The sequence below is a fragment of the Streptosporangium sp. NPDC050855 genome, assembly GCF_044456585.1.
GTDB lineage: Bacteria > Actinomycetota > Actinomycetes > Streptosporangiales > Streptosporangiaceae > Streptosporangium > Streptosporangium longisporum.
Map to the genome: position 1 here is coordinate 102030 of NZ_JBITFY010000022.1, position 25714 is coordinate 127743.

Below are 25714 nucleotides of genomic sequence, written 5' to 3' on the forward strand. Positions count from 1 at the left end.
AAAACGATTCAATCCCGTCAAGGAGACGCGTTGACGGACCGTTCCGGCGCTGTGAGACTCCTCGCCACACCGGCAGGCGCGTGACGCCGGTCCCCCGCCGCCCGCTCGCGACCGGGCCGGCGGGCGGAGCGCGACGGAGCGTTCCGGAGCGTCCCGGAGCACGGCGGGGCGCGGCGCGACCGTCCCGTCGCACTCCGGGGCGCGGCACGCGGCTGTCCCCCCCTGTGAAGGAGCCGAACATGAACAAGGACGGCAACGACGGCAGAGCACCGGCCCGCCACCGGCGATCCGGCCCGATCGCGGCGGCCCTCACCGGCATGGTCCTGGTGGCGACGGCGCTGACCGCCCCCGCCCCCGCCATGGCGGGCACGGCCGGGACCACCGCCCCGGCGCACGCGGCGGGCACGACCCGTACGACGGCCACGGCCGGCGGCGGCACGGGCACGGCGGGCACTGCGGGCACGGCGAGCAGGGCGAGCAGGGCGAGCAGGGCCCGGATGGCCTGCGGCGACGGCTCGTACAACGCCGAGGCCGTGCTGAGCGGCAGCACCTGGACCGCGCGCAACGGCTCCCGGACCGTCTACACCGGCACCAGCATGCTCTCGGCCATGCAGGCGGCCGTGGGCAGCCTGACCTCGGGCCGGACCTCCAAGCAGCGGGTCGTGGTGCGGGGCTCGGGTTCGATGAGCGCCGGGTCCCGGCTCTCGCTGCCGAGCTACACCGTGCTGGACGTCTGCGGCACGGTGAACGTGACCGGCTCCGGCAGCGGCGACCAGGCCGTGGTGTACGCGCGCGGCGTGCGGGACGTCGAGGTGCAGAACCTCAGGATCACCGGCGCCCCGCTGTACGGGATCTTCGTCAGGAACGGCACGAACATCACGCTCGGGCAGATCGACATCCGGGTCTCACGCGGCCTCGGCATCCGCGTCGACAACCACGGCGACCGCAGCGTCCGGACCCGGAACGTGCGGATCGACAACGTGTACGTCTCCGGGACGAGCGCGCACGGCGTGGAGACCTACGGCCTGGACGGCCTGACCGTCGGCACGGTGACGGCCCGCAACACCGGCGAGTCCGGGCTGCTGCTGAACGACACGATCAACGCCACGGTCGGCCTGGTCGACGCCCAGGGCGCCGGGACCGGCACCGGCTACGCGGCGTTCCGGATGGCGAACCGCAACGGCCGGATCGGCGGCTCGTACCCGACGAACGTCCGGGTCGGCCAGGTGGTCGCGCGCGGTGGCGGGCGCGGGATCTTCTGCGTCTCCGAGAGCGGCGGCGCGGTCATCGACCGGGTGGACATCGCCCAGACCGGGAGCAACTCCATCCTGGTCGAGAACTGCTACAACGTCACCATCGCGCAGAGCGGCGGGAGCGTGACCGGCCCCGGTGACATCCGGCTCGCCTCCCGGACCGAGTTCCCGGTGAACGCGAACGTCACGATCCAGAACCTGCGGGTGACCGACTCGGCGATCATCGAGAACCCGTGCGGCAGCGGCACCGTGGTGCGGAACAACACCATGGTCAACAGCAGGCTCAGCGTCTGCTGACCTGCTGACGGCGCCGCACGACCGCGGTCGCCTCCCGGTCCCCCCGCGGGAGGCGGCCGCCCCGGTCACGGAGAGGGCGGCAGGCCACCCGAGAGCATGTCGAAGCGGCGGTCTCCCTCGTACAGCGGTACCGGCGCGACCGTCGCCATCGGGTCGTACTGCGAGACCTGCCCGTTTCCGGGCAGGGGGTCGTACAGCGGCGTCGGGATCGGCTGCGGCGGGGGCGGCAGGGGTACGGGGACCGGTGTCCTGTCCCCGCTCTCGTAGAGCACCGCGTACAACCCGCTGACCAGGCGCCGCACCTCCCCCTCCGGCCGGACCGCCAGGCGCACGAACTGGCCGGTCATGCCGAGCTTGTTGCCGCACTCGCGGACGAACAGGCCGTGCTCGTCGAGCAGCCGGTCGCGCAGGGTGACGCCGTCCCTGCCCATGGGGAGCCGTACCAGCAGGAAGTTGCCCTGGGAGGGGAAGACCGTCAGGCCCGGGACCCGGGTCAGCTGGTAGTGCATCGACTCGCGGTCCAGGGCGAGCAGCCGCAGGCTCTCCAGGTACTCGGGCAGGTACCGGCGGGTCATGAAGACCACGGTCTCGGCGAAGGAGTTCAGGTTCCACGTCGGCAGCGCCCCGCGCACCCGGGCGGCCAGCGCGGGATTGGCCACCATGTACCCGAAGCGGACGCCGTGCAGCCCGAAGTTCTTGCCCAGGCTCTTCAGCACGACCACGTTCGGCCGGATCGCGGCCTCGCCCGCGACGCTCGCGTACGGCTCGGCGTCGACGAAGTCGATGAACGACTCGTCCACCACGACCAGGTCCAGGTCGACGAGCCGGTCCAGCAGGGCGATGACCTCGTGGCGGCGCAGGTAGCCGCCGTCGGGGTTGTTGGGGTTGCAGACGACCGCCACCCGCGAGCCGCGCTGCCGGACGAAGTTGACGAAGGCGTTCACGTCCAGCGCGAAGCCCTGGCTCTCCTGCAGCGGGTACATGTCCACCCGTTTTCCCGTCTCCAGCGGCTGGTCGGTCCAGCGGCCGAAGGTGGGGATGGGGATCGCCAGGCTCTCCCTGACCAGCAGGTGGTCGATCCAGGTGATCAGCTCCGTCGACCCGTTGCCCATGACGACGGTCTGCGGGTTCAGTCCCAGCACCCCGCAGAGCTCGGCCGTGATCGTGTCGGCGTCGCTGGGGCGGAACCTCAGGAGCGCGGCGAGGTCGCGCTCCAGGATGCCGAAGACCTCGGGGGGCGGGAAGTACGGGTTGCCCGGGACGCAGAAGTCGACCAGGTCGGCGCTCCGCTCCGGCACGGCCCGCATCAGCGAGAGGACCGACGGGCTGTGCGCGGCGGCGTGCATCCGGCCGCGGTCGATGGAACCGGCCAACGGGGTCTCCTTCGTGACGGGCGTTCGCGTCTGTGACACCCCCAGCTACGCGCCCCGCACCCGGCCGGTTCAGCCCGGTCCTCCGCCGGCCCCGCGTGCCCCTCCACGCCCCCGGACGGCCGCCGTACCCGGCCGACACCGCTCGCGCCGGCCGATCCGGTGGCGACGCCCGGGGCCGCGTCCCTCAGGGGTGGGCGGCGAGCAGGAGGAACGCGCCGAGCAGGATGAGGTGGACGAGTCCCTGCAGGCGGGTGGCGCGGCCCGGGACGACGGTCAGCGTGGCGACGACGACGGTGATCGCGAGCAGGACGATCTGGTTCGCGCCGAGGCCGAGGACCAGGGGGCCGGGGAGCCAGATCGTCGCGATGGCGATCGCGGGGATGGTCAGGCCGATGCTGGCCATGGCCGAGCCCAGCGCGAGGTTGAGACTGACCTGGACACGGTTGCGGCGGGCGGCGTTGGCCGCGGCGAGGGTCTCGGGGAGCAGGACGAGCAGGGCGATGACCACGCCGACGAACGAGTGCGGCAGGCCCAGGGAGGCGACGGTCTCCTCGATGGCCGGGGACAGCACCTTGGCCAGGCCGACGACCGCGACCAGGGCGACGAGCAGCAGTACCAGGCTGGTGACGGCGGCGCGGGTGGTGGGCGGGTCGGCGTGGTCGTCCTCGTCGGCGTCGTTGATCACCTTGCCCTCGCTGGTGACGGGCAGGAAGAAGTCGCGGTGGCGGACGGTCTGGGTGCTGACGAACGCGGCGTAGAGGGCGACGGACGCCACGGCGGCGAAGACCAGCTGCGTCGGGGAGAACTCCGGCCCGGAGCGGGCGGTGGTGAAGGTCGGCAGCACGAGGCAGACGACCGCGAGGGTCGCGACGGTGGCCAGGGCGGCTCCGGTTCCCTCGGCGTTGAACACCGCGAGGCGGTAGCGGACGGCGCCGATCAACAGCGACAGCCCGAGGATCCCGTTGCAGGTGATCATCAAGGCGGCGAAGACGGTGTCGCGGGCCAGTGACGCGGTGCCCGGCCCCCCGGAGATCACGAGGGTCACGATCAGGCCGACCTCGATGACGGTGACGGCGACGGCCAGCAGCAGCGACCCGAGGGGCTCGCCGACACGGTGGGCGACGACCTCCGCGTGGTGCACGGCGGACAGCACCGCGGCGCCCAGCACCACGGCGATGACCACCAGCAGCGGTGCGGGCAGGTCCCGGCCCCAGGAGGCGGCCAGCACGACGATGGCGAGCGGTGGCGCCACGAACCGCCAGTCGGTGACCGTCCGGCGAGGCCGCTCGGGTGCGGCCGGCGCACCGGCCGCCCCGGGAGGAGCGCCCGCGACTCCGGAAGAGGCACCGCCCGCTCCGGCAGAGGCACCCGCGACCTCGGAAGAGGCACCGGCCGCTCCGGCAGGAGTGCCGGCCGCTTCGGGAGGGCCGGGACGCTGGGAGGGGCCGGGACGCTGGGAGGGGCCGGGACGCTCGGACGCGTTCATGCCGGCCTTCCGGTGACGGCGCGGCCGAGGCGGCCGTGCGCCGTGAGACGGTGCGCAGCCGACACGCTCTTCCCGCCCGCGTCGCGGGACCGCCGGGCCGGTACGGCCCGGTCGGCGCCGACCCGGATCGGTGCGCCGATCCGATGGCCGGTGTCTCGTTCCATGGCCGGCACCTGCGCATATCCAACGATCATCCATCGACAGTACCGAACCGGTTTCCGACGCCGGCACCCGGCGCGGGTCGTCGACGCGGTGTTCCGGCCACCCGGCCGTCGCCGATCATCCATCGGTCGCCGGACGCCCGCCGGCACCGGGAAGGCCTCCTCCCCGCCGGCGCCGTGGCGCGTACCCGGCGGGCCCGGGCATCGGCGTCCCCGACCCGGAGATCACCGTCCCCCGCGCCGGTCCCCGGACGGCCCCGCGTCCGGTGCCCGCCGATCCGGACGACCGGAGGGTGATCGTAGACTTCGGCGCGGGTCGCGTGAAGCCGGCCGCAGGACGGCTCGTCGAAGGGACGGACATGGGCGGGGTGTTCGGCACGATCGAGCGGATCTGGCGGTATCCCATCAAGTCGACCGGCGGCGAACTTCTGGACGAGGTCGCCGTCGATGCCCGGGGCCTCGCCGGCGACAGGCTCTACGCGGTGCGGGACGCCGAGGGGAAGTTCGGCTCGGGCAAGAACACGCGCCGGTTCCGGCGCATGCCGGGGTTGTTGCACCTGCGCTCCCGATACCCCGGGAAATCGGTCACGGAGCCGCCCGAGCTGCTGGACCCGGACGGCGTGCCGGTACCGGACCCCACCGCCTACGTGCGGCGATACCTGGGCCGGAACGACGTCGAAGTGGCCCGCGAGGGCACGATCTCGCACTTCGATCAGCTCCCGCTCAGTGTCCTGACGACCGCCACCCTCGACTGGGTACGCGCGGCCGTTCCCGGCGTGCCCGTGGACGAGCGCCGGTTCCGGCCGAACCTGCTGGTGCGGACGCCGCCGGGCACGCCCGCGTTCGTGGAGGACGAGTGGTTCGGCGGCACCGCCCGTATCGGCGGCGCCCTGCGGCTACGGTTCGAGCGCTCCAGCGAGCGGTGCGTGATGACCAACGAGGCCCAGCAGGACCTGCCGCACTCCCCGCTGGTCCTCCGGGCCGTCGCACAGGCGCACGACATGCGCCTGGACGCGCTGGCCACCGTCGTGCACCCCGGGCGTGTACGGGTCGGGGACACCGTCGAACCGGTCTGATCCGCCCTCCGCGACCGGCCACGGCCCGGCCCGCCCGGACGGGGCGGACGAGGGCCACCACGCGGGCCCTCGTCCGCACGCAGCCGTCCGGTGAGTCGGCGACCTCGGCCCGTCCGAGGGTCCGACGTCCGTACGGGCATCAGACGGTGATCTCCTTGAAGGCGCGCACCTGCTCGGTGATGGCGCGCTCGGTCGGCAGGCGCTCGACCGACGACGCGCCGAAGAAGCCCACCACGCCCTCGGTACGGGCCAGCACGTGGCTCGCGTCCTGCGGTTCGGCGATCGGCCCGCCGTGGCAGAGCACCAGCACGTCGGGGCGTACGGCCACCGCGGCGTCGCGCATCGCCTGGACCCGCTCGACGGCCTCGTCCAGGGTCAGGGCGGTGCCCGCGCCGATGCTGCCCTTGGTGGTCAGCCCGACGTGCGGGACGAGGACGTCGGCGCCCGCCTCGGTCATGGCCCGCGCCTGGTCGGGGTCGAAGACGTAGGGGGCGGTGACCAGGTCGCGCTCGCGCGCCAGCCGGACCATCTCGACCTCCAGGTCGTAGCCCATCCCGGTCTCCTCCAGGTTCTGCCGGAAGACCCCGTCGTACAGGCCGACGGTCGGGAAGTTCTGCACCCCGGCGAAGCCCATGGCCGCGAGCTGGTCCAGGAACCTGGGCATCAGCCGGAACGGGTCGGTCCCGCACACCCCCGCCAGCACCGGGGTGTCCGTGACGACCGGGAGCACCTCGGCCGCCATCTCGACGACGATCTGGTTGGCGTCGCCGTACGGCAGCAGCCCGGCCAGCGAACCCCGGCCCGCCATCCGGTAGCGGCCCGAGTTGTAGATGATGATCAGATCGACGCCGCCGGCCTCGGCGCACTTGGCCGACAGCCCGGTGCCGGCACCGGCGCCGATGACGGGCCTGCCCTCGGCGACGGTACGGCGCAGCCGGGCGAGAACGTCCTCGCGCCTCATCCGGCTCCTCCCGCCCGGCTGATCATCCCGTGCAGCCGGTCGGCCATGGCCCGGCCGAAGGCCGGATCGTTGACGTGCAGGTCCAGGTCCTCGACCGCGACGGCCGACCCCCGCACCCCCTCGGCCATGGCCTCGAAGCACGCCTGGTCGGCCTTGGGGTCGTGGAAGGGCAGGCCCGGCGCGTCGAGGGCGGAGACGCCGCCGCGCGGGACGAACAGCGCGGCCGGTCCGGTGGCCGCGCGGAGCTTCCCCGCGACCCTGCGGCCGAGCTCGGCCATCTCCTCGGCCGTGGTGCGCATCAGCGTCACGGTCGGGTTGTGCACGTAGAACAGCCGGTCGGCGAAGCGTTCGGGAACCGTCTCCAGGGGGCCGAAGTTGACCATGTCCAGCGCGCCGGGGGCGACCACCTGCGGCAGGCCGCGCTCACCGGCGGCGGTCAGCCGGTCGGGCCCGGCCGTCAGCACGCCGCCGACCAGGTCGTCGGCGAGCTCGGTGGTGGTGAGGTCGAGCACGCCCGCGATCAGGCCGCTGCCGGCCAGCGTCTCCAGGGCCTGCCCGCCGGAGCCGGTGGCGTGGAAGACCAGCACCTCGTAGCCGAGCTCGTCCAGCCGCTCCCTGGCCGCGTCGACCGCGGGCGTGGTCACGCCGAACATGGAGGCCGCCACCAGCGGGCGGTCACCCTCGACGACGGGGGCGGGCACGCTCGCCATCCCGGCGATCGCCGCCGCGGCGTTGCCGAGGATGCGCGCGGAGACCCGGTTGATCCCCGCCACGTCGACCACGCTGTACATGATCGTGACGTCCTTGGCCCCCACGTACGGGGAGACGTCGCCGGAGGCCATGGTCGAGACGATGAGCTTGGGCAGCCCGATCGGCAGGTCCCTGACGGCGCGCGCCGCGATCGAGGACCCCCCGCTCCCGCCCACGGCGAGCACGCCGTCGAGGCGTCCCTGCGCGTACAGCTCCGCCAGGACGGCCGCGGCGCCCTCCCCCATCGTCGTGACGGCCGCGCCGCGGTCGGCGGCCGCGCGCAGCGCGGCCAGGTCGGCCCCGGCCGCTAGCGCCACCCTGTCGTTGGTGACGTCGGCGGGCAGCCGGGCCTCCCCCACCCCCGCGTCGATCAGGACGACCTCGCAGCCCAGGCCGCGCAGTCGGTCGTGGAGCCAGGCGTACTCCGGCCCCTTCGTGTCGAACGTTCCCACCAGGCCTATCGTCGGCATCTGCGCCACACCTCTCCGCTCGGGACCCCTCACCACCGCGCCGGCGCCGTCGGCCGCCCTCGGGGACCCGGCGAGCCGGGCCCGCCGGGCGGCCACGTCGACGATCCCGGCCGGTGAGAGGCCCGCATCGAACCCTGTCTTCACATGCCCCGTGAGCTGCGGATCGCACCCTCCGGCACCGGCCGGTACGGCCACCGGGACGGATCACCCCCGGACACGGGGCCGGGTCCGGGGGCGGGTGCGGTCGGCGGGCGGACGCCCTCCGGATCCGGCCGGAACCGGTCGGCGGCCGGCTCCGGTCACCGCGAGGTGGAGAACCTGCCGTAGTAGCCGCCCAGCTCCTGGCGGTAGACGGCCTGCCGGTAGGTCGCGGCGTCGTACTCGGGCGCGTCCTGGATCTCCTGCCGGGTGCGGTCGACGTGGACCTTGCGCTCGTCACGGTCGATCCGGGTCACCGTGCTGGCCGGCAGCACGACCTTCCTGCCGGAGAGCCAGGAGCCGACGTCGGCGACGACGTAGCTGTCGTCGGTCACGTTGCTCTCCTCCTCGACCAGGCCGACCTTGCCGTCGACGGCCTCCACGTCGAAACCGATGACGCTCAGTGTCTCGTCGGGACCGTACACACCCTCGCGGTAGTTCCACAGTCCTTCGATCGTCATGCGGTGGCTCTCCTCATCGGCCGGGCGTCAGGGATCTTCCGCCTACCCGCGGTGGCGCGGGTAAACGGCCGTTTTCCTGGGACGGCGGACGTCCTCGCCCGGCGGCTGCGCGGACGCGACAGGCCGCCGCGAATGCTACTAGAATGCGATTCTAGGATTGGCCGGCCTCCCGGCCCCCGACCGCGAGGAGCCCACGTGCACGTCTCACCGGAATCCCCGGACCTCCCGGGCTCCCCGGGCTCTCCGGCCTCCCCGGGCTCCCCGGGCTCCCCGGGCTCCCCGCAGGTCCCGGCGCTCCGGGGACTCGGCGCGGTCTTCGACCACACCGCCGTCGCGGCACCGCGGGTCAGGGATCTGCTGCCGATCTACCTGGACCTGCTCGGCGGGACGTTCCTCGGCGGCGGCGACCACCCCGGCGGGTACCGGGTGATGCAGCTCACCTACCCGGGCGGCGGCAAGATCGAGCTGATGGAACCGCTGGCGGGCTCCCCCTTCTTCGACAGCTTCTTCGAGCTCACCCGGGGGCGGGGCGGCGTCCACCACCTCAACTTCCACGTGCCCGACCTCGACCTGGCCGTCTCCCGGCTCACCGGCCGCGGGTACCGGCTGCACGGCCTGAACACGGGCGACCCGAGGTGGCGCGAGGTGTTCCTGCACCCCAAGGAGGCCCACGGCGTGCTGATCCAGCTCGCCCAGCGCGGGCCGCGCGACGACGAGCCCGCCCCCCTCCTGGAGGACGTGCTCGCCGGGCGCGGACGCGGCGGGAACGGGATCCCCAGCCCGGCCTGACCGCGGGACCGGGACACGACCGACCGAACCCACCGCCGAACCCACCGCCGAACCCGCAGCCGGGCACCGGTGCGACCGACGGCCTTTCCGTCCCGGACGGACGGCGCACGACAGAGCGAGAGGGACACATGACGCGCAAGCCCGGAGCCTGGGAGTGGAGCCGTACCGCGCAGACCCGGACGAGCATGCTGGAGGCGGCCCGGCAGGTCTTCACCGAGCACGGTTTCGCCGACGCCGGGGTCGCCGACGTCGTCGAACGGGCCGGGCTGAGCGTGGGCAGCCTCTACCACCACTTCGGCGGCAAGACCGAGCTGTTCCTCGCGCTGTGGGAGAGGCACCAGGCCGAGCACGAGGAGAACGCCGCCTCCGCGGTGTCACAGGCGCGCCGCTCGGGTGTCCGCGACCCGCTGGAGTTGTTCGTCGCCGGGGCGCGGGCCTTCCTGGAGGGCTCCTGGGAACGGCGCGACCTGGCCCGGCTGTTCATGGACGGGGACGGCCCGCCCGGGTTCGAGCTGCTGCGCCGCACCCGCGGCCGCGAGTGGGTACGGCAGAACGCCGTCCTGCTCGGCGCGGGCAGCACCCCGCTGGACCGGCTCACCGTGGCGGTCCTGACGTCGGTCATCGGCGAGGCCGGTCGCGAGGTGGCCACCTGCGACTCCGCGGAGGAGGCCGGGCGGATCACCGAGGCGGCGATCGAGCTGATCCGCCGCCTGGACCCGCTGCGCGGCCCCCGGTCCGGGGGGCCGGACGAGGCAGGTTGAGGCAGGTTGAGGCAGGGTGAGGCCGGTCAGTCCTCGCGGCCGGGGATCGTGCCGTTCTGGAGCGCGTTGGGGGCCGCCCGCGCGACCAGGCCCGGGATCACCGCCCCGAGCTCGGCCGGGTCCCAGCGGGTGCCCTTGTCGACCTCGGGCCCGGCGTGCCAGCCCTCGGCCACGCTGATCACACCGCCCCTGACGTTGAAGACCCGGCCGGTGACGTCCCTGGCCTCCTCGCTGGCCAGCCAGACGGCCAGCGGCGCGACGTTCTCGGCCTGGAAGGCGTTGAAGTCGGTGGCGACCGGGCGCGGCCTGCCCGGGGCCAGGTTCTCGGTCATCCGGGTGAGCGCGGTGGGGGCGAGGGCGTTGACGGTGACGCCGTACCGGGCCAGTTCCTGGGAGGCGATCACGGTGAGCGCGGCGATGCCGGCCTTGGCCGCGCCGTAGTTGCCCTGCCCGGGGTTGCCGTAGATGCCCGACGAGGAGGTGGTGTTGATGATCCGCGCGTCGACGGCGTCACCGCTCTTGAAGCGTTCGCGCCAGTAGGCGGCGGCGTGCCGGAGCGGCGCGAAGGTGCCGCGCAGATGGACCCGGACCACCGCGTCCCACTCGTCGATCGTCATGTTGACGAGCATCCGGTCGCGCAGGATGCCGGCGTTGTTGACCAGCACGTCGAGCGTGCCGTAGTGGTCGATCGCCGCCCGGACGAGCCGGCCCGCGCCGTCGAAGTCGGAGACGTCCTCGCCGTTGGCGACGGCCTCCCCGCCCATGGCCCGGATCTCCTCGACGACCTCCCCGGCCGGGCCCTCGGAGGAGCCCGTGCCGTCCACCTCGGCGCCGAGGTCGTTGACCACGACCCTGGCGCCCTGGCGGGCGAACTCCAGGGCGTGGCCGCGGCCGATGCCCCTGGCCGCCCCGGTGACGATCACCACCCGGCCCGACACGATGCCGCTCATCCGGCCTCCAATTTTAGAATCGAATTCTAATCGGAGCGTGTCGGAGACCGCCGTCGATGTCAACGCCCGCGGGGGCGCCGGTGCCGCACCCGGGCGCCTCCCGCACCGGGGCCGGACGGAAGGGCCCTCGCACCGGGGCCGGACGGGACGTCCGCGACGCCCTCCCGCCCGGCACGGGGTCTCAGGCTCCCCAGCCGGCCTGCGTCCCGCCGACGCGCTCCTCGGCGATCTTCTCGAAGTAGCCCGACCGGGCGTAGGCCGCCATCGGGTCGGGGTCCAGGCCCGCCTCGGTACGGATCTCGGCCAGCAGCGGCCGTACGTCGGTGTTGTAGGCGTCCATCACCACCGCGTTGGCCCCGAGCACGTCCCCGGCCGCCTGCGCCGCGGCCAGCGCCTCCCGGTCCACCAGCAGCGCCTTGGCCGTGGCCTCCTGCACGTTCATCACCGACCGGATCTGCCCGGCGATCTTCGGCTCGATGTTGTGGCACTGGTCCAGCATGAACGCCACGTCCTCGGTGAACCCGCCTCCACCGATCACCTCGAACATGATCCGGAAGAGCTGGAACGGGTCGGCGGCCCCGGCCATCAGGTCGTCGTCGGCGTAGAAGCGGGAGTTGAAGTCGAACCCGCCCAGCTTGCCCTCGCGCAGCAGGAACGCCACGATGAACTCGATGTTGGTTCCCGGCGCGTGGTGGCCGGTGTCCACCACCACCTGGGCCTTGGGGCCCAGCCTCAGGCAGTGCGCGTACGCCGTCCCCCAGTCGGGCACGTCGGTGGCGTAGAACGCGGGCTCGAACAGCTTGTACTCCAGCAGGAACCGCTGCCCCTCGCCCAGCCGCCCGTAGACCCGGTCCAGCGCCTCGGCCAGCCGGTCCTGCCGGGCGCGCAGGTCGTCCTGGCCGGGGTAGTTGATCCCGTCGGAGAACCAGAGCTTCAGCGTGTCCGATCCGGTGGCGTCCATGATGTCCACGCAGTCCAGCAGGTGCGCCAGCGCCTTGGCCCGTACCTTCGCGTCGGGGTTGGTCACGCTGCCCAGCATGTAGTCGTCGTCCTGGAACACGTTGGAGTTGATGGCGCCGATCCGTACCCCCAGGCCGGAGGCGTGCTCGGCCAGCGCGGCGTAGTCGTCGACCCGGTCCCAGGGGATGTGCAGCGCGACCTTGGGCGCCACCCCGGTGAAGGCGTGCACCTGGGCGGCGTCGGCCAGCTTCTCGAACGGGTCCCTGGGCACGCCGCGCTGGGCGAACACCTTGAACCGCGTCCCGGAGTTGCCGTACGCCCACGACGGGGTCTCGATGACCTGAGCCCGCAGCGAATCCTTGATCATTGATCGGTCCCCGAATCAGTTGAGGTGGAAGACTTCCTCGAGCGAGACCATGCCCTCGTCCGGGCGGCCGTCGAGGTTCTCGAAGAACGGTGCCATCTCGGCCTGCCACCTGGCGTTGACCTCGGTCGCGGCCATGGCCGCGCGGGCCGCCTCGAAGTCCTCGGTCTCCAGGTAGCCGACCAGCAGCCCGTCCTCGCGCAGGAAGAGGGAGTAGTTGCGCCAGCCGGTGGCGCGCAGGGCCTCCAGCATCTCCGGCCAGACGGCCCGGTGGCGCTCGCGGTACTCCTCCAGGCGCTCGGGCCGGACCTTCAGCAGGAAGCAGACGCGCTGCACGACGTGGCCTCTCCTCGATGAGGCCCGCGCCCGGAGGTGCCGGGCGCGGGCGACGGTGGTCTCGGTGGTGGTGCGGTCTCGGTGGTGGTCTCGGTGGTGGTCGCGGGTGGTGGTCGCGGGGTGCGGTCGCGCGCGGGTCACACCGTGGCGGTGACCGCTCCCGTCGCGGTGGCGGTGGTGTCAGAAGTCGAACTGGTCGATGTTGGAGGCGTCGAAGGTGAACGGCGGCCCGAGGATGATCTCACCGTCCTTGCCGACGGTCCGCTCGCCGAGCCTGCCGGCCTTGAGCACCTCGCCCTCGGCGCCGGTGATCTGGCCCGAGGCCAGCGCCGCGGCCGCGTAGGAGGCCAGGTACCCCAGGTCCTCGGGGTTCCACAGCGCGAACTTCTCGACCGTGCCGTCCTTGACGAACTGGCGCATCTGGTTGGGGGTCCCCAGGCCGGTCAGCACGACCTCGCCCTTGTACCTCGACCCCGAGATGTAGCGCGCCGCCGCCGAGACGCCCACCGTGGTGGGCGAGATGATCCCCTTCAGGTCCGGGTACGCCTGCAGCAGCCCCTGGGTCTCCTGGAACGACTTCTGGTCGTCGTCGTCTCCGTAGGCGACCTTGACCAGCTTCATGTCCTTGTGCTCGGGCTTGCCGAGCTCGTCCTTCATGAACTCGATCCAGGTGTTCTGGTTGGTGGCGTTCGCCGTCGCCGACAGGATCGCCACCTCGCCCTTGCCGCCGATCAGCTCCGACAGGAGCCTGACCTGGCTGCGCCCGACCTCCTCGGAGGAGGCCTGGTTGATGAACAGGTCGCGGCACTCCCTGGAGGCGTCCGAGTCGTAGGTGACGATCTTCGTGCCCTTGGCCCGCGCCTGCTGCAGCGGCCCGCAGACCGCCTTGGCGTCGTTGGCCGCGATCAGGATCGCGTCGTGCCCCTGCTGGGTGAGCGTGTTGATGTACGACACCTGCGAGGAGGCCGAGGCATCCGAGGGCCCCACCTCCTTGGCCTGCGCCTTGAACTCGGCCGCCGCCTCGATGCCCGCCTTGTCGACGATCGTCTCGTACGGGTTGTTGATCTGCTTGGGCAGGAAGGCGAGCTTGAGCCCTTCCCTGAGAGGCGCGTCCGGGTCGGCCGTGGCCGGAGCCGGCGAGGCCGGGGCCGCCGGGGCGGCGGAGCCCGCCGAGTCCTTGGTGGTGCCGCCTCCGCAGGCCACCAGCCCGAGGCCGAGCAGGCCGACCACCAGCGCGGTCGGTACGGACCTTCGCGGAACAGTGAACATAAGCGCTTCCTCAACACCTCGCGGGCGAATCGGGCACGAGCTCAAAAACGATTTAACAACCTGAGCTGGACAGTAGAACCAAGCTCGACAGGGTGTCAATGGTGGGCGAAGATGCCGTTCCCTTAGCGTTACACCGTTCCCGTCCGCCGTGTCCCGGTCTCGCGGCGGACCGTCCGGATCGAGCCGGGGCCGCCCCGGACCCGATCCGTTGCCACGTTTTAAACCACGCCGTCCCTCCGGCGGGATCACCCCGGGGACGGGACGTGCCCTCCGGCCACGGCGTGCCCCTCCCGTCCCCGGCGCAGGCCGGGCGCCAGCACCAGCGTGACCGCGACCGACGCCACCGCCATCGCCGCCATCGCGACCGCGGGCGAGGTGAGCTCGGCGACGGTGCCCGCGAGCGCGGCCGCGACCCCCTGCATGGCGAGCGTCCCCGAGGACTGCAGCCCGAACGCCTGCCCGCTCATCTCCTCCGGCGTGATCTCCATCAGACGCTGCTGGAGCATCAGCCCGGCCGAGAACCCGGCCGAGGCCAGCGTGACCGCGGCCACCGCGACGGGCAGCGGCGGGGCGAGCAGGAAGACCAGGTACGGCACGGCCAGCAGCAGCCGCAGCGGGGTGGCCAGCCGCTCCCGCAGGCGCGGGGGGACGAACCTGCCCATCACGGTGTCCCCGGCGAGCATCCCCACGGCGGCGAACGCGAAGAGCAGCCCGGCGTGCCGGGCATCGTGGGAGACGTAGAGCGACTCGCAGCCGACGATCAGCCCGTTCGGCACCCACAGGGCGAGGTAGATACGTCGGCGCGCCCCCGAGGCCAGCAGCCGCCGGTTGGTCCGCCAGGTCTGGGCGACCGACGGCCGCCCGGCGACGCGCGGGGGCCGGTGCCCGAGCCCGAACCGCGCGACGGCCGCGGCGACCAGGTAGAGGCCCGCGCCGACCAGCAGGGTCGGGCGCGGGGACAGGGCGGCGACGAGCACCCCTCCGGCGGCGAACCCGCAGATCTGCTGGACGCCCACGGACATGTTGAGCACCGACCGGCCGAGCAGGTACCCCTCCCGGGGAAGGATCTCGTTCAGCAGCCCGATGCGGACCCCGCCGCCCAGCGAGGCGGCCATCCCCTGGCCGAGGACCAGGACGAAGAGCGCCCACAGCGGCAGTCCCGGCACGGCGAGGAGGGCGGTGGTCGCGCAGAAGACCAGCGCCAGCCCGGTCAGCGCGGCGCGGGGCCGCAGCCGGTCCGCCGCCGACAGCAGGACCATCGCCCCGAGCATCTGCGCGAACGAGGAGCCGAACATGCTGAGCGCCGACAGCAGGGGCGACCGGGTGGCCGCGTAGACGAGCGTGCCCAGGGCCAGCCCGCTCACCGTCGAGGCGGCGACCTGCGTCGCGCCGGCCGCGAAGAGGGGGGTGAACTCGGGCGTCCTGAAGAGTTCCCGGTAGGTGCGCATCCCGGGAGTCTCGGCGGGCCGGTCACCGGGGCGTTAGAGTTTCGCCGGGAGGCGAAACCATGGGCTGGTGGGAGGTCAACGCCGACACCCTCGCGGGGAGCCGGTTCGTGGTCTCCCCCCTGGCCGAGACCATGGCCTGCCTGATCGCCCTGGAGCGGGCGAGGGCCGCGCATCCGGGTGAGCGCGGGTGGCTCGACGCCCACCTGACCGGTTACCGGGCGCGTCTGGCCGGCGATCCGGTGACCGCGCTGCTCGTCCGGTCCGCGCTGGGCCGGAACTGGCTCGCCGACTTCCTCACCCCCGTCCCGGCGGGAGAGGGCTCCCCCGGCTTCGAGGAGGAGGTGGCGCGGGTACGGCGGACGCCGCCCGAGACCGCCCGGGCGGACCTGGAGACGACGCTGCAGAGACCGGTCCCGGAGGCGCTGCGCCGGCCCGACCTGCCGGAGCGCGCCGCCCGCGTGCTGGAGTGGGTGTGGCGGGAGACGGTGCTGCCGTACTGGCCGAGACGCCGCCGCGTCCTGGAGGCCGACGTGCTGGCGCGGACCGACCGGCTGACCCAGGGCGGGTGGGCCGACGTGCTGGGCGGCATGCGCCCGGGGACGCGGTGGCTGGGCGGGAACCGGCTGCAGATCAACACGCAGGACCGCCCGCCGCAGGAGCTGGACGGTGTCCGGCTGATGTTCGTCCCGGTCACCCGCGGCCACGGCTGGACCGCCTGGGACACGGGCACTCCGGTGCCGCGCTACGCCCTGGTCTACCCGTGCTCGGGCACGCTGGCCGAGCCGGACCGGACGGCCCCCGAGGCGCTGGGCAGGCTGCTCGGCCCGGCGCGGGCCGGGGTGCTCGTCCTGCTCGGCACGCCCAAGAGCACGTCGCAGCTCGTGGCGCTGACCGGCCAGGGGCTGGGATCGGTCGGCCGCCACCTGAGGATCCTGCTGGAGGCCGGGCTGGTCCGGCGGCGGCGCGCCGGCCGGTCGGTGCTCTACCAGCGCACGGCCGCCGGCGAGACCCTGGTGGAGGCGTCCGCACCGGACGGCTGAGCCCCGGCGCGACCGGTGTCCGGGAGGTCGCCGCGTGAGACCGGGTGAGCCGGTGCGGAGTCGGCGCGAAGCCGGCGCCCGTGAGGTCGCCGGCGCGGGGCCGGGTGGGTCCTCCCGCGACCGGCACCCCTAGGGTTGCCCTCGTGAGAGCGTTCGTCGTGACCGGTCCGCGCCGTTTCGAGGTGCTGGAGGTCGATCCGCCGGTCCCGGGCCCCGGGCAGGTCGTCGTGGACGTGGAGCGGGCCGGGGTGTGCGGCACCGACATGGAGATCTTCGGCGGTGAGATGAGCTACCTGCACGACGGTCACGCCCGCTACCCCGTGCGGCTCGGCCACGAGTGGTGCGGGACGGTCTCCTCGGCCGGTGAGGGCGTCGACCCCGGCTGGATCGGCACCCGCGTCACCGGTGACACCATGCTCGGCTGCGGCCGGTGCCGGCGCTGCCGGGCCGGGACGCACCACGTGTGCGAGGACCGCTTCGAGATCGGCATCCGCGGCGGGTGGCCCGGCGCGCTGGCCGAACGGCTCCCGGTGCCGGTCACCGCCCTGCACCGGCTGCCGGACACGGTCGACGCGGCGGCCGGTGCCATGGTCGAGCCGGGCGGCAACGCGCTGCGGGCCGTCCGGGCCGCGGCCCTCGCGCCGGGTGAGCGGCTGCTGGTGCTGGGTCCCGGGACGATCGGCCTGCTCGTGGCCGCGTTCGCCCTGGCCCACGGGGCCGAGGTGCACGTGCTGGGCCTGCCCGGCACGTCGCTGGAGTTCGCCCGCACGCTCGGCGTGCACGGCGCCTGGACCGCGGACCGGCTCCCGGACCTGCCGTTCGACGCCGTCGTCGACGCCTCCACCGCCCCCGGCCTGCCCGCCCTGGCCGCCGACCTGGTGGAGCCGGGCAGGCGGGTGGTCTACATCGGCCTGTCGTCGACCCCCAGCGCCGTGGACACCCGGACGCTGGTGCTCAAGGACGTGACGGCCGTCGGGATCCTCAGCGCCTCGCCGGGACTGGCCGGGGCGATCGAGCACTACGCCTCGGGCGCGGTGGACCCGCGCCCGCTGGTGGCGGCCGTCGTGGGGCTGGAGGAGGCGGGCGAGGTCCTGGCCGGTTCCCGTCCCGCCGGGTCGGGCCCCGGCCCCAAGTTCCACGTCGACCCGCGTGCCTGACCGTCCCCGCCCACCGTGTCGGCGCGCACCGGCGCCCGGCCGTCAGCCCTTCAGGCCGGTGTGCGCCAGGCCCTCGATGAACTGCCGCTGGGCGAGGACGAACACCACCAGCACCGGCAGGGCCGTCATCGAGGCCGCGGCCAGCTGGACGTTCCACATCGGGCCGCCGTAGGCGTCGACGAACTGGGTCAGCGCCTGCGGCAGGGTGAACCTCTCCGGCGAGGAGAGGTACACGATCGGCTCCAGGTAGAGGTTCCAGCTGTGCAGGAAGGTGAAGATCGCGACGGCGCCGAGCGCGGGACGGGCGAGCGGCAGCGCGACCCGGTAGAAGGTGCCGAACCTGCCCAGCCCGTCCACCCGGGCGGCCTCCTCCAGCTCTCCGGGGAGGCTGATGAAGAACTGCCGCATGATGAAGGTGGCCAGCACGCTGGGCGCGCCGAGGATCGGCACCAGGATCAGCGGCCAGTGGGTGTCGGTCAGGCCCAGGCCGTGGAACATCTGGAAGAGCGGGACGATGGTGACCTCGCTGGGGATGAGCAGCCCGAGCAGCACCACCACGAAGAGCACGTTCTGGCCGGGGAAGCGGATGCGCGCGAAGGCGTACCCGGCCATGGCCGCCACCGCCATGGTCCCGGCCGTGACGACCAGGGCGATGTAGAGGCTGTTGACGTACTGGGTGGCGAAGGGCTGGAGCCGGAAGACCTGCCCGTAGGCCGACAGGTCCCAGCCGGCCGGCAGCAGCCTCGGCGGGAACGCGAAGATCTCGGCGATCGGCTTGAACGACGAGGTGACCATCCACCAGGTCGGGAAGACGAACGGCACGCACAACACGCACAGCAGGCCGTACAGGAGCGTCTTCAGACGGACCGACGGTTCACGTTTCATTGAAGACCCACTTCCTGCGCATCCGCCACTGCACGACGGTGAGCAGCGCCACGATCGCGAAGAGCAGGACCGACAGCGTCGCGCCGTACCCGAAGTGATGGAACTGGAAGGCCTGCTGGTACAGGTAGTAGACGAGGACGGTCGTGGACATGCCCGGACCGCCCTGGGTGAGCACCGCGATCTGCGCGAACACCTGCAGCGACCCCACCACGGTGATGATCGAGGTGAGCAGGATGGTCGGGCTGATCAGCGGGACGGTGATCCGCCGGAAGCGGGTCCACGCCCCGGCGCCGTCCAGCTCGGCGGCCTCGTAGAGCTGTCCGGGCACGCCCTGGAGCGCGGCCAGGAACAGCACCATGTTCAGGCCGACGTTCTTGAGCACCTGGACGACGATCACCGACGTCATCGCGGTGCCCTCGCCGCGCAGCCAGTTGGGCCCGTCGATCCCGGCGACGCCGAGCAGGCCGTTGAGGCCGCCGTCGTCCTGCAGCAGGAACTGCCAGACGATGGTCCAGGCGACCAGCGAGACCACCACGGGCGAGAAGAACACCGTGCGGAAGAACGTGGTCCCGGCCAGCCGCTGGTTGAGCAGGATCGCCAGGAGCAGGGCCAGGGCGAGGTTGAGCACCACCAGGCCGGCGGAGAACAGGGCGGTGCCGCCCAGCACCTCGCGCAGGTTCGCGTCGGCCAGCAGCCTGTCGTAGTTCTCCCGGCCCACGAACTCGAACGTCCCGGCCAGCACGTTCCACTCGTGCATGCTGTACCAGAACACCAGCCCGAGCGGCAGCAGCACGAACAGCGCGCTGCCGAGCAGCTGCGGGGCGATGAGCAGGTAGCCGACCAGGTTGTCGCGGCGGCGCACGGTCCAGAAGGGCCGCCGGCCGCCCAGGGACGGGTGCCCGGCACCCGCCGGCCGGGGCCGTGCCCGGCCGGCGGTCACCGCGACCTTGGAGGCGGACGGGGTCACGTCACGTCCCCAGCATCGGCTTGATCTTGGCGCAGACCCCGGCCAGCACGGCCTTGACGTCGGCCTCGGGCCGCCAGAGCGGGTCGAGCGCGGCCCGGACGGTCTGGGAGAGCTCGGCCTGCCCGGTGTGGTTGGGCTTGACCACGCCCTTCTCGATACCGGCGATCACGACCTGCTGCAGCTGGGCGGGCTTGAGCAGCGGGTTGCTCTTGGCCAGGGTGCCCGCGGTGAGCTGGGAGGCCCTGGGCGGGGGGAAGTAGGCGGCGAGCTTGGCGGAGTTGGCGGGGTTGGTGAAGAACGCCAGGAAGTCGGCGGCGGCCGCGGCGTTCGGGGACTTCTTGAACACCCCCAGGCCGGCCTGGCCGATCACCGAGTACTCGCCCTTGGGCCCGGAGGGCAGCGGGACGAGGTCCCAGCCGAACGTCGCGTCCTGCAGCAGCGAGGCGCGGGAGATCTGGGTGATGGTCATGGCCGCGTCGCCCGCGAAGAAGTCGGCCGCGGTGCCGGGGCCGGGGAACGCCTTGTCGGTGAAGACGGCCCGGTGCAGGAACGTCATGGCCTCGACCATCTCGGGGCTGTCGAACCCGCAGGTCCTCCCGTCCTCGCTCCAGGCGCGGGCCCCCCAGCCGCCCCACACCGTGGCGAGGTTGTCCCAGCCCTTGTAGTCGAAGTCGCGGACGACCATGCCGGCCTTGCCGGTCTTCTCGGCGACGGCGGCGTTCTGCGCGACGACCTTCTCCCAGGTCCAGGTACCGTCCTTGATCATCTGGGCGGGGGTCTTCTGGCCGGCCTTCTTGAGCAGGTCGGTGTTGACGAACACGCCGAACGGCGAGGTGGAGAACGGGTAGGCGTACAGCTTCCCCCCGGCCTGCCAGAGCTTGACGGCCGAGGGGGTGAGGTCGCCGAACTCGTAGCCCTGGGTCTTGGACAGGGTCTCCTCCAGCGGCGCGAGCGCTCCCGAGGTGACGAAGTCCGGTGCCGAGCTCTCCAGGATCCAGGCCAGGTCGGGGGCGTTGCCGCCGGCGATCTGGGTGGTCAGGGTGGTGGTGTAGGTCTCGAACGGGATGGGGTCGAAGGTGATCTCACCGACGCCGGGGTGGGTCTTCCTGTACTCGGCGGCGATCTCGCCGAACAATTTCAGGTGGGCCTCGTTGGAGGTCCAGATCGTCATGCGCAGCGGCTGCGGCCCCTGCGCGGCGGGGGCGCTCCCGGCGCCCTGGCCGCACGCCGCGAGGGTGAGCAGCGCCGCCAGCGCGACGGCCGCGGGTTTTGCGGATGGTCTCATCGTTCGTTCTCCTTGCTGGGAATCCCCCGGCGGTCGTGGTGGGAGGCCCGTCGTCCGGCGGGCGGTGCGGCCTGCGGCATGACCCGTGGCGCGGCCGGCGGCCCGGCCTGGGGCGTGGCCCGTGGCGCTGTCAGTGGCCCGGCCCGTGGCGCTGTCGGCGGCGCGGTCGGCGGCACGGTCAGTAACCCGTCACCTGCGGCCAGCGCAGCTCGACGCCGTCGCGGGTCAGCCGCCGCTGGAAGGCGGCGAGCAGCGCCTCGTCCTGGCGTACGGCGTGCGGGACGGTGTCGTTGTCCAGGCAGAAGGCGGCCAGCGCGCCGGCGGCCTCGCCGACGTTCCACTCCACCGGGTGCAGCCGGTAGGCGCCGTTGGTGATGTGGGTGGTGCCGATGTTCTTGGACGCGGGCAGCAGGTTGGTCACCCGCCGCGGGATCAGCGCGCCGAGCGGGATCTCGAACGGCGAGCTGGCCACGTCGATGTAGTTGTCGCCCCCGGTGGAGGGGTGCAGGTCGATGCGGTACATGCCCACGCCGACCGAGTCGGCGTAGCTCACCGCGCCCTTGTCGCCGCGCACGGCCATCGAGAGGTCCTGCTCGGCGACGGTGTACAGGGCGCGGATGCGGCGCGACTCGCGGATGTAGGGGGCCTGGGCGAGCCCGCCCTCGCCGCCGCCGGTGACGTCGCCGCGCAGGCGCAGGCCCGGGAAGCCGGTCCCGCCGTCCGCGCGGGGCGCCTCGGTCTGCATCCAGTACAGCACCGAGCGGGACAGCTCGCGGGCCGCGGCCACGTGATCGGCCGCGTCCGGCACGTCGATGACCGGGCCCTCCAGGTAGTCGATCATCGGCCAGTTGACCAGGGTGATGTCGCTGGCGTAGGCGCCGTCGGCGAAGTTGCGCCGCGCGGCGATCCTGCGGAACGTCCACAGGTTCGCGTCCCCCGGGTTGAGGCGCTGGTCGGCCTCCACCAGCAGCGGGTCGTCGTCCGGGTTGGGGGTGAAGGAACGTTCCACAATCTCCAGTGTCCTGGGGTGCGGGCAGCGCCAGGACAGCAGCCGGTCACCCCAGAAGTCGGGCTGATAGTCCTTCCAGAAGTCGTAGGCGGCGGGCCGGTCGATGGTGTGGTCGCCGTCGACGTGGTCGATCGCGAAGCAGACCGACACGGCCTGCATGTTCATCGGCTGGGCCTCGGCGGGCGCGCCCGGCTCCCCGGTGTCGCCCTGCGACTCGAACCCGGTCACGTACTCGGTGCCGGTCAGCGGCAGCAGCTCGCCGGTCTCGGTGGCGTCCAGCACGTACGGCGCGACCACCGTGATCTCGCCGCCGCCGTCGCGGTGCGCCAGGCGCACGGCCCGCACCCGGTCGCCGTCGACGTCCGCGCCGACCGGCCGGTAGGGCTGGAGCACCCGCAGCCGCCCCGAGCCCCGGTAGGGCGCGAGCATGGCCTCGATCACCGCGACCGCGACCCGGGGCTCGTGGCACAGGCGGCTGACGTGCCCGGCACCGGGGTTCAGCTCGCGCCAGCCGCGCGACCGCTCGGTCAGCGGGTAGTGATCGCGGTAGTAGCGGCGGATGCCCTCGCGCAGCGCGCGGTAGGAGGCGGTGACGCCGAACCGCTCCACCCAGGAGTGCTCGTCGGGCGGCACGGCCTGGCTGGTGAGCTGCCCGCCGAGCCAGTCGTACTCCTCGCTCAGGATCACGGTGCGCCCGGCCCGCAGCAGTGCCAGGGCGGCGGCGACGCCGCCCAGCCCGCCGCCGACGACCACGGCGTCCGCGGATGTCTCAACCACGTCGGTGGCCTCTTCCATCATCGTCTCCAACGTTCGGTCAGCTCCGGATCGGGGCGAGCGTGGATCCTTCGACCAGCTCGCAGCTCAGCAGTTCCTGTGGTGTCCCGCCGCCGTTGCCCAGCAGCTCCGCCAGCAGCTCGACGGCCCTGCGGCCCATCTCGCGCCGGGGGATCCGGAACCCGGTGAAGTCGACGTCGACGTGGACCGGCCTGGTCGGCGCGCCCAGCGCGAGGACCGACAGGTCGCCGGGGATCGTCAGGCCCCGCTCGCCGGCCGCCTGCGTGATCGCCACGGCGTCGGCGGGCTCCTCGACGAAGATCGCGCTCACCCGGGCGGCCGAGACGTCGTCCAGCAGCTCGCCCGGGGTCCTGCCGGTCACCGGCACGTGCAGCCCCTCGGCCCCCACGGCGGCGACCGCCTCACGGAAGCCGCGCATGCGGTCGGCCGGCGACTCGGCGCCCGCCCCGGTGCCGACGTAGGCCAGCCGCCGGTGGCCCAGCTCCACCGTCCGGTCGACCAGGGCGCGCACCGCGGGCGGGTAGTCGGCCCCCACGTACGGCACCGGGGCCCCGGCGTCGTCGCGGCGGCCGATGGAGACGAAGGGGATGCCCTCGGCCAGCAGCCGGGCCAGGTCGTCGCGGTCGACGGCGCGCCCGAGGAGCACGCAGCCGTCGGCCAGCCGCACCCGGCTGTCCTCGTTGAAGATCCGGCGCCGCTCCCCCGCGGCCCTGGCGCTGGTGAACAGCAGCAGGTCGCAGCCCATCTCCTCGGCGCACTCCTCGATGCCGAGCAGGAAGGGGTGGTAGAAGTCGGCGCTCGCGGTCGGGAAGACCGCCTCGTAGGTGAAGACGCCCAGGATGCGGTTGCGCCGCTCGGCCAGGCGCCGGGCCACCGGGTCGGCGACGTACCCGGTCTCCCTGATCACCCCGAGCACCCGCTCGCGGGTCTCGGGGGCGATGCGCACCTCGGCGTCGGTCCTGTTGTTCAGGACCAGCGACACCGTGGTCTGGCTCACCCCCGCCATGCGGGCGATGTCCTGCTGGGTGAGGCGGCGGCCGGGCGTGGTCACGATCCGTAGCGTCCCATCTGGTGATAATGCGCATTAGCTGAGTGGGACGTCATCCTGCAAGCCGCCACCGGCCCCTGTCAAGAGATGGGGACGGTTATTTCGTCCAGGGAAACGTCCCCGTGATAATTCGTATTAGCACCTTGACGGGCGGGCTTCCCTGGCCGAACCTCGGTGAGCAGAGAGATGACCTCACCATCACTCATCGTGAGAGTTGCAGGCGAAGGGACCCCCATGTCCGAACCCCTCCTGGACCGCCGCGGACTCCTGCGCGCGGTGGCCGGCGCCGGTGTCGCGGGAATCGCCGGAACGGCCGGCGGTCTCCTGCTGCCCGGCACCGCCTCCGCCGCGCGCTCCGGCACGGCCGCGCGAGCCGTCCTGGCCCCCGCCGGTTTCCCCGGCCACCGCTACATCGGCACGGCCTTCGACAAGGCGGCCCTGCGTTACAACCCGACCAACGAGCTGATCTTCCCCTGCGTCCGGGGCATGTACGACAAGATCGCCCGCCCGCTGGGGCGCTACCACCTCTACTACGCCCCGCACGACGCTCCGGGCGGCATCTGCCTGGCCTACGGCGACTCGCTCGGCGGCCGGTTCACCGAGTACCCGAACAACCCGGTCATCTCCAACGTCTGGGCGCCGCACTACTCGGTCAGCCACGTCTCGTCGCCGCACATGATCTGGAACGCCGCCGAACGGCGGTTCCTCATGTACTTCCACGGCGAGAACAACACCACCCGGCTCGCCCTGTCACCCGACGGCGTGAACTTCACCTACCACGGCGTCGTGCTGACCACCGCGATGGTCCCCGGCTCGACGGAGACCTCCTACGCGCGGGTCTTCGAGCACGCGGTGCCGGGCCTGGGCAACCGGTACGTCATGGTCTTCATGGGCGTCACCGGCGGCAAGCGCAAGATCTTCTGGGGCTGGTCGTCCGACGGCAGGAGCTGGGCGTTCGACCCGAGCCCGCTGGTCTCACCGGGCGGCGACGGCCAGAGCGACCTGTCCGGCCCGAGCCTGCTCAAGCGCAACGGCACGACGTACGTCGTCTACCACGGCAACAGCGGGAACATGTTCCTCACCGAGGTCGGCAACGCCTTCGACCGCGAGGTGCACCTGGGCGTCTTCCACCGGCCCCTGGCCGGTGCCCCCGACAACGGCCGCAGCGCCGCGCCCTCCTTCGGCACCGACGGCGGCGTCGAGTACATGTTCTACGAGGCCGGGCAGCGCGGCGGATCGACCATCGCCGTCGCCCGCGCCGTCTGAGGAGGTGGATCGTCCGGGGCGAGGCGTCCGCCTCCTCCGGCTTCCGCACCGCAGGGGCGCTTCTCCGCCCGGAAGGCGAGGGCCGCGGCCAGGCAGGCGACGGGTACGACGGGCAGCACGTACCGGTGGTCGAAGTCCAGGACCGCCACCGGACCGACCAGCAGGCCCGTCGCCACGGCCCACGGCAGTGACGCCACGTGGGGGCGCCGGACCGCGGCGACCGCGCCCAGCAGAAGGATCAGCCCCAGGAACGGGCCGCTTGAGCGAGGCGCCCGGTGCCCACACGTACTCGGAGGCCGCGTCCACCTTCGTCCCGTTGGGGCACAGGCGTGCCAGATCAGGCGGCGGCTGGATGCGGGCACAGTCGGCGAACGTCATGGTGCGCGCCCACAGGGCGACGCCGTCGGCACCGCTGATGGCGAGACGGCCGTGGTGCTGGGCGTACCACGCGGCGTACCCGGCCAAGGGCAGCGCGCCGGCCAGGAGCAGCGCGGTCAGCTGCCGCCGGCCCACGCGCCGCACGGCCAGCACGAACACGACGAGCAGGAACAGCGGCAGCGCGATCGTCCTGGTCAGCGCGGCCGCGGCGAACAGCAGGCCCGCTCCGGCGGCGGCGCGCGCGGACAACCGTGGCGACCACATCAGCACGGCCGTCCCGGCCACGATCAGGAAGATGAACTGCGTGTCGGACAGGACGGCATGCTCCAGCCGCAGGAAGGAGGCGTCGAACAGCAGCGGCACCGCCGCCGGCGCCGCCACCCGGCCGGGCACCGCCCTGCGGCGCAGCACCGCGTAGATCAGCATGCCGGTGCCCAGGCCGATGACATGCTGGACGGCCACGACCAGCTCCACGCTGTGGAAGGGCAGCAGCGCCCGTAGCAGCAGCGGGTAGCCGATCG

The 25714-nt window shown here is 72.9% G+C and carries 25 protein-coding genes; 8 read left to right on the forward strand and 17 right to left on the reverse strand.

Annotated elements, in window-relative coordinates; genetic code table 11:
• The first annotated feature begins 239 nt into the window (after positions 1-239).
• The gene (locus ACIBCT_RS33775; protein WP_399195658.1) at positions 240-1550 is read left to right on the forward strand and encodes a right-handed parallel beta-helix repeat-containing protein; all 1311 of its coding nucleotides are present in this window, start codon (positions 240-242) and stop codon (positions 1548-1550) included.
• Positions 1551-1615: 65 nt separating this feature from the next.
• Here ACIBCT_RS33775 and ACIBCT_RS33780 read toward each other — a convergent pair whose 3' ends face one another.
• The 3 genes from ACIBCT_RS33780 to ACIBCT_RS33790 all read right to left on the reverse strand — a co-directional run bounded on the left by ACIBCT_RS33780 (position 1616) and on the right by ACIBCT_RS33790 (position 4603).
• The gene (locus ACIBCT_RS33780; RefSeq protein ID WP_399195660.1) at positions 1616-2923 is read right to left on the reverse strand and encodes a pyridoxal phosphate-dependent aminotransferase; all 1308 of its coding nucleotides are present in this window, start codon (positions 2921-2923) and stop codon (positions 1616-1618) included.
• A 184-nt stretch (positions 2924-3107) separates the two neighbouring features.
• On the reverse strand, positions 3108-4175 hold the full coding sequence (locus tag ACIBCT_RS33785) for a calcium:proton antiporter (protein WP_399195662.1): 1068 nt from the start codon (positions 4173-4175) through the stop codon (positions 3108-3110).
• Between the two features lie 230 nt (positions 4176-4405).
• Positions 4406-4603, reverse strand: coding sequence for a hypothetical protein (locus ACIBCT_RS33790; protein WP_399195664.1), 198 nt, complete (start codon positions 4601-4603; stop codon positions 4406-4408).
• 326 nt (positions 4604-4929) lie between these two features.
• Here ACIBCT_RS33790 and ACIBCT_RS33795 point away from each other — a divergent pair, with 326 nt between their 5' ends.
• Positions 4930-5646, forward strand: coding sequence for an MOSC domain-containing protein (locus ACIBCT_RS33795; protein WP_399195666.1), 717 nt, complete (start codon positions 4930-4932; stop codon positions 5644-5646).
• A gap of 139 nt (positions 5647-5785) precedes the next feature.
• On the opposite strand, the gene ACIBCT_RS33800 is transcribed toward ACIBCT_RS33795, so the two are convergent.
• The 3 genes from ACIBCT_RS33800 to ACIBCT_RS33810 all read right to left on the reverse strand — a co-directional run bounded on the left by ACIBCT_RS33800 (position 5786) and on the right by ACIBCT_RS33810 (position 8486).
• Positions 5786-6607, reverse strand: a complete 822-nt coding sequence (locus ACIBCT_RS33800) for a phosphoenolpyruvate hydrolase family protein (protein WP_399195668.1) — start codon at positions 6605-6607, stop codon at positions 5786-5788.
• The gene (locus ACIBCT_RS33805; RefSeq protein WP_399195670.1) at positions 6604-7827 is read right to left on the reverse strand and encodes a Tm-1-like ATP-binding domain-containing protein; all 1224 of its coding nucleotides are present in this window, start codon (positions 7825-7827) and stop codon (positions 6604-6606) included. The genes ACIBCT_RS33800 and ACIBCT_RS33805 overlap by 4 nt, the downstream gene beginning before the upstream one ends.
• A 299-nt stretch (positions 7828-8126) precedes the next feature.
• Positions 8127-8486, reverse strand: coding sequence for a PRC-barrel domain containing protein (locus ACIBCT_RS33810; RefSeq protein WP_399195672.1), 360 nt, complete (start codon positions 8484-8486; stop codon positions 8127-8129).
• 195 nt (positions 8487-8681) lie between these two features.
• On the opposite strand from ACIBCT_RS33810, the gene ACIBCT_RS33815 reads away from it, so the two are divergent.
• Together ACIBCT_RS33815 and ACIBCT_RS33820 are read left to right on the forward strand one after the other, a co-directional pair.
• The gene (locus tag ACIBCT_RS33815; protein WP_399195673.1) at positions 8682-9275 is read left to right on the forward strand and encodes a VOC family protein; all 594 of its coding nucleotides are present in this window, start codon (positions 8682-8684) and stop codon (positions 9273-9275) included.
• 128 nt (positions 9276-9403) lie between these two features.
• Positions 9404-10036, forward strand: coding sequence for a TetR/AcrR family transcriptional regulator (locus ACIBCT_RS33820; protein ID WP_344907743.1), 633 nt, complete (start codon positions 9404-9406; stop codon positions 10034-10036).
• A gap of 26 nt (positions 10037-10062) precedes the next feature.
• Here ACIBCT_RS33820 and ACIBCT_RS33825 read toward each other — a convergent pair whose 3' ends face one another.
• The 5 genes from ACIBCT_RS33825 to ACIBCT_RS33845 form a co-directional block, all read right to left on the reverse strand.
• Complete coding sequence (locus ACIBCT_RS33825) at positions 10063-10986, reverse strand: SDR family oxidoreductase (protein WP_399195676.1); 924 nt, start codon at positions 10984-10986, stop codon at positions 10063-10065.
• A gap of 181 nt (positions 10987-11167) precedes the next feature.
• Positions 11168-12313: an L-rhamnose isomerase gene (gene rhaI / locus ACIBCT_RS33830; protein WP_399195678.1), complete on the reverse strand. Its 1146-nt coding sequence runs from the start codon at positions 12311-12313 to the stop codon at positions 11168-11170.
• A 15-nt stretch (positions 12314-12328) separates the two neighbouring features.
• On the reverse strand, positions 12329-12646 hold the full coding sequence (locus ACIBCT_RS33835) for an L-rhamnose mutarotase (RefSeq protein ID WP_399195722.1): 318 nt from the start codon (positions 12644-12646) through the stop codon (positions 12329-12331).
• A gap of 180 nt (positions 12647-12826) precedes the next feature.
• Complete coding sequence (rhaS, locus tag ACIBCT_RS33840; protein ID WP_399195680.1) at positions 12827-13915, reverse strand: rhamnose ABC transporter substrate-binding protein; 1089 nt, start codon at positions 13913-13915, stop codon at positions 12827-12829.
• A 245-nt stretch (positions 13916-14160) separates the two neighbouring features.
• Entirely contained in the window at positions 14161-15363 is a 1203-nt protein-coding gene (locus ACIBCT_RS33845) for an MFS transporter (RefSeq protein ID WP_399195682.1), read from the reverse strand.
• A 59-nt stretch (positions 15364-15422) separates the two neighbouring features.
• Here ACIBCT_RS33845 and ACIBCT_RS33850 point away from each other — a divergent pair, with 59 nt between their 5' ends.
• A complete protein-coding gene (locus tag ACIBCT_RS33850; RefSeq protein WP_399195683.1) occupies positions 15423-16403 on the forward strand; it encodes an ArsR family transcriptional regulator in 981 nt (326 codons plus the stop codon).
• 143 nt (positions 16404-16546) lie between these two features.
• Positions 16547-17560: a zinc-binding dehydrogenase gene (locus tag ACIBCT_RS33855; RefSeq protein ID WP_399195684.1), complete on the forward strand. Its 1014-nt coding sequence runs from the start codon at positions 16547-16549 to the stop codon at positions 17558-17560.
• Between the two features lie 42 nt (positions 17561-17602).
• Here ACIBCT_RS33855 and ACIBCT_RS33860 read toward each other — a convergent pair whose 3' ends face one another.
• The 5 genes from ACIBCT_RS33860 to ACIBCT_RS33880 all read right to left on the reverse strand — a co-directional run bounded on the left by ACIBCT_RS33860 (position 17603) and on the right by ACIBCT_RS33880 (position 23552).
• Positions 17603-18445: a carbohydrate ABC transporter permease gene (locus tag ACIBCT_RS33860; protein WP_344907770.1), complete on the reverse strand. Its 843-nt coding sequence runs from the start codon at positions 18443-18445 to the stop codon at positions 17603-17605.
• The gene (locus tag ACIBCT_RS33865; RefSeq protein ID WP_399195686.1) at positions 18435-19412 is read right to left on the reverse strand and encodes a carbohydrate ABC transporter permease; all 978 of its coding nucleotides are present in this window, start codon (positions 19410-19412) and stop codon (positions 18435-18437) included. Before ACIBCT_RS33865 ends, ACIBCT_RS33860 begins: the two co-directional genes overlap by 11 nt.
• A gap of 1 nt (position 19413) precedes the next feature.
• Positions 19414-20697 carry an ABC transporter substrate-binding protein gene (locus ACIBCT_RS33870; RefSeq protein ID WP_399195688.1) on the reverse strand — a complete coding sequence of 428 codons (1284 nt, stop codon included), beginning with the start codon at positions 20695-20697 and terminating at the stop codon, positions 19414-19416.
• A 178-nt stretch (positions 20698-20875) separates the two neighbouring features.
• Complete coding sequence (locus ACIBCT_RS33875; RefSeq protein WP_399195690.1) at positions 20876-22483, reverse strand: FAD-dependent oxidoreductase; 1608 nt, start codon at positions 22481-22483, stop codon at positions 20876-20878.
• Positions 22484-22520: 37 nt separating this feature from the next.
• The gene (locus tag ACIBCT_RS33880) at positions 22521-23552 is read right to left on the reverse strand and encodes a LacI family DNA-binding transcriptional regulator (protein ID WP_399195692.1); all 1032 of its coding nucleotides are present in this window, start codon (positions 23550-23552) and stop codon (positions 22521-22523) included.
• Positions 23553-23783: 231 nt separating this feature from the next.
• Here ACIBCT_RS33880 and ACIBCT_RS33885 point away from each other — a divergent pair, with 231 nt between their 5' ends.
• The gene (locus ACIBCT_RS33885; RefSeq protein WP_399195694.1) at positions 23784-24815 is read left to right on the forward strand and encodes a hypothetical protein; all 1032 of its coding nucleotides are present in this window, start codon (positions 23784-23786) and stop codon (positions 24813-24815) included.
• On the opposite strand, the gene ACIBCT_RS33890 is transcribed toward ACIBCT_RS33885, so the two are convergent.
• Entirely contained in the window at positions 24761-25012 is a 252-nt protein-coding gene (locus ACIBCT_RS33890; protein ID WP_399195696.1) for a hypothetical protein, read from the reverse strand. The two genes, ACIBCT_RS33885 and ACIBCT_RS33890, sit on opposite strands and share 55 nt — an antisense overlap.
• Positions 25013-25074: 62 nt before the next feature.
• Between ACIBCT_RS33890 and ACIBCT_RS33895 the strand changes: the two genes are divergently transcribed.
• Positions 25075-25611: a hypothetical protein gene (locus tag ACIBCT_RS33895; RefSeq protein WP_399195698.1), complete on the forward strand. Its 537-nt coding sequence runs from the start codon at positions 25075-25077 to the stop codon at positions 25609-25611.
• Positions 25612-25714: the final 103 nt, after the last annotated feature.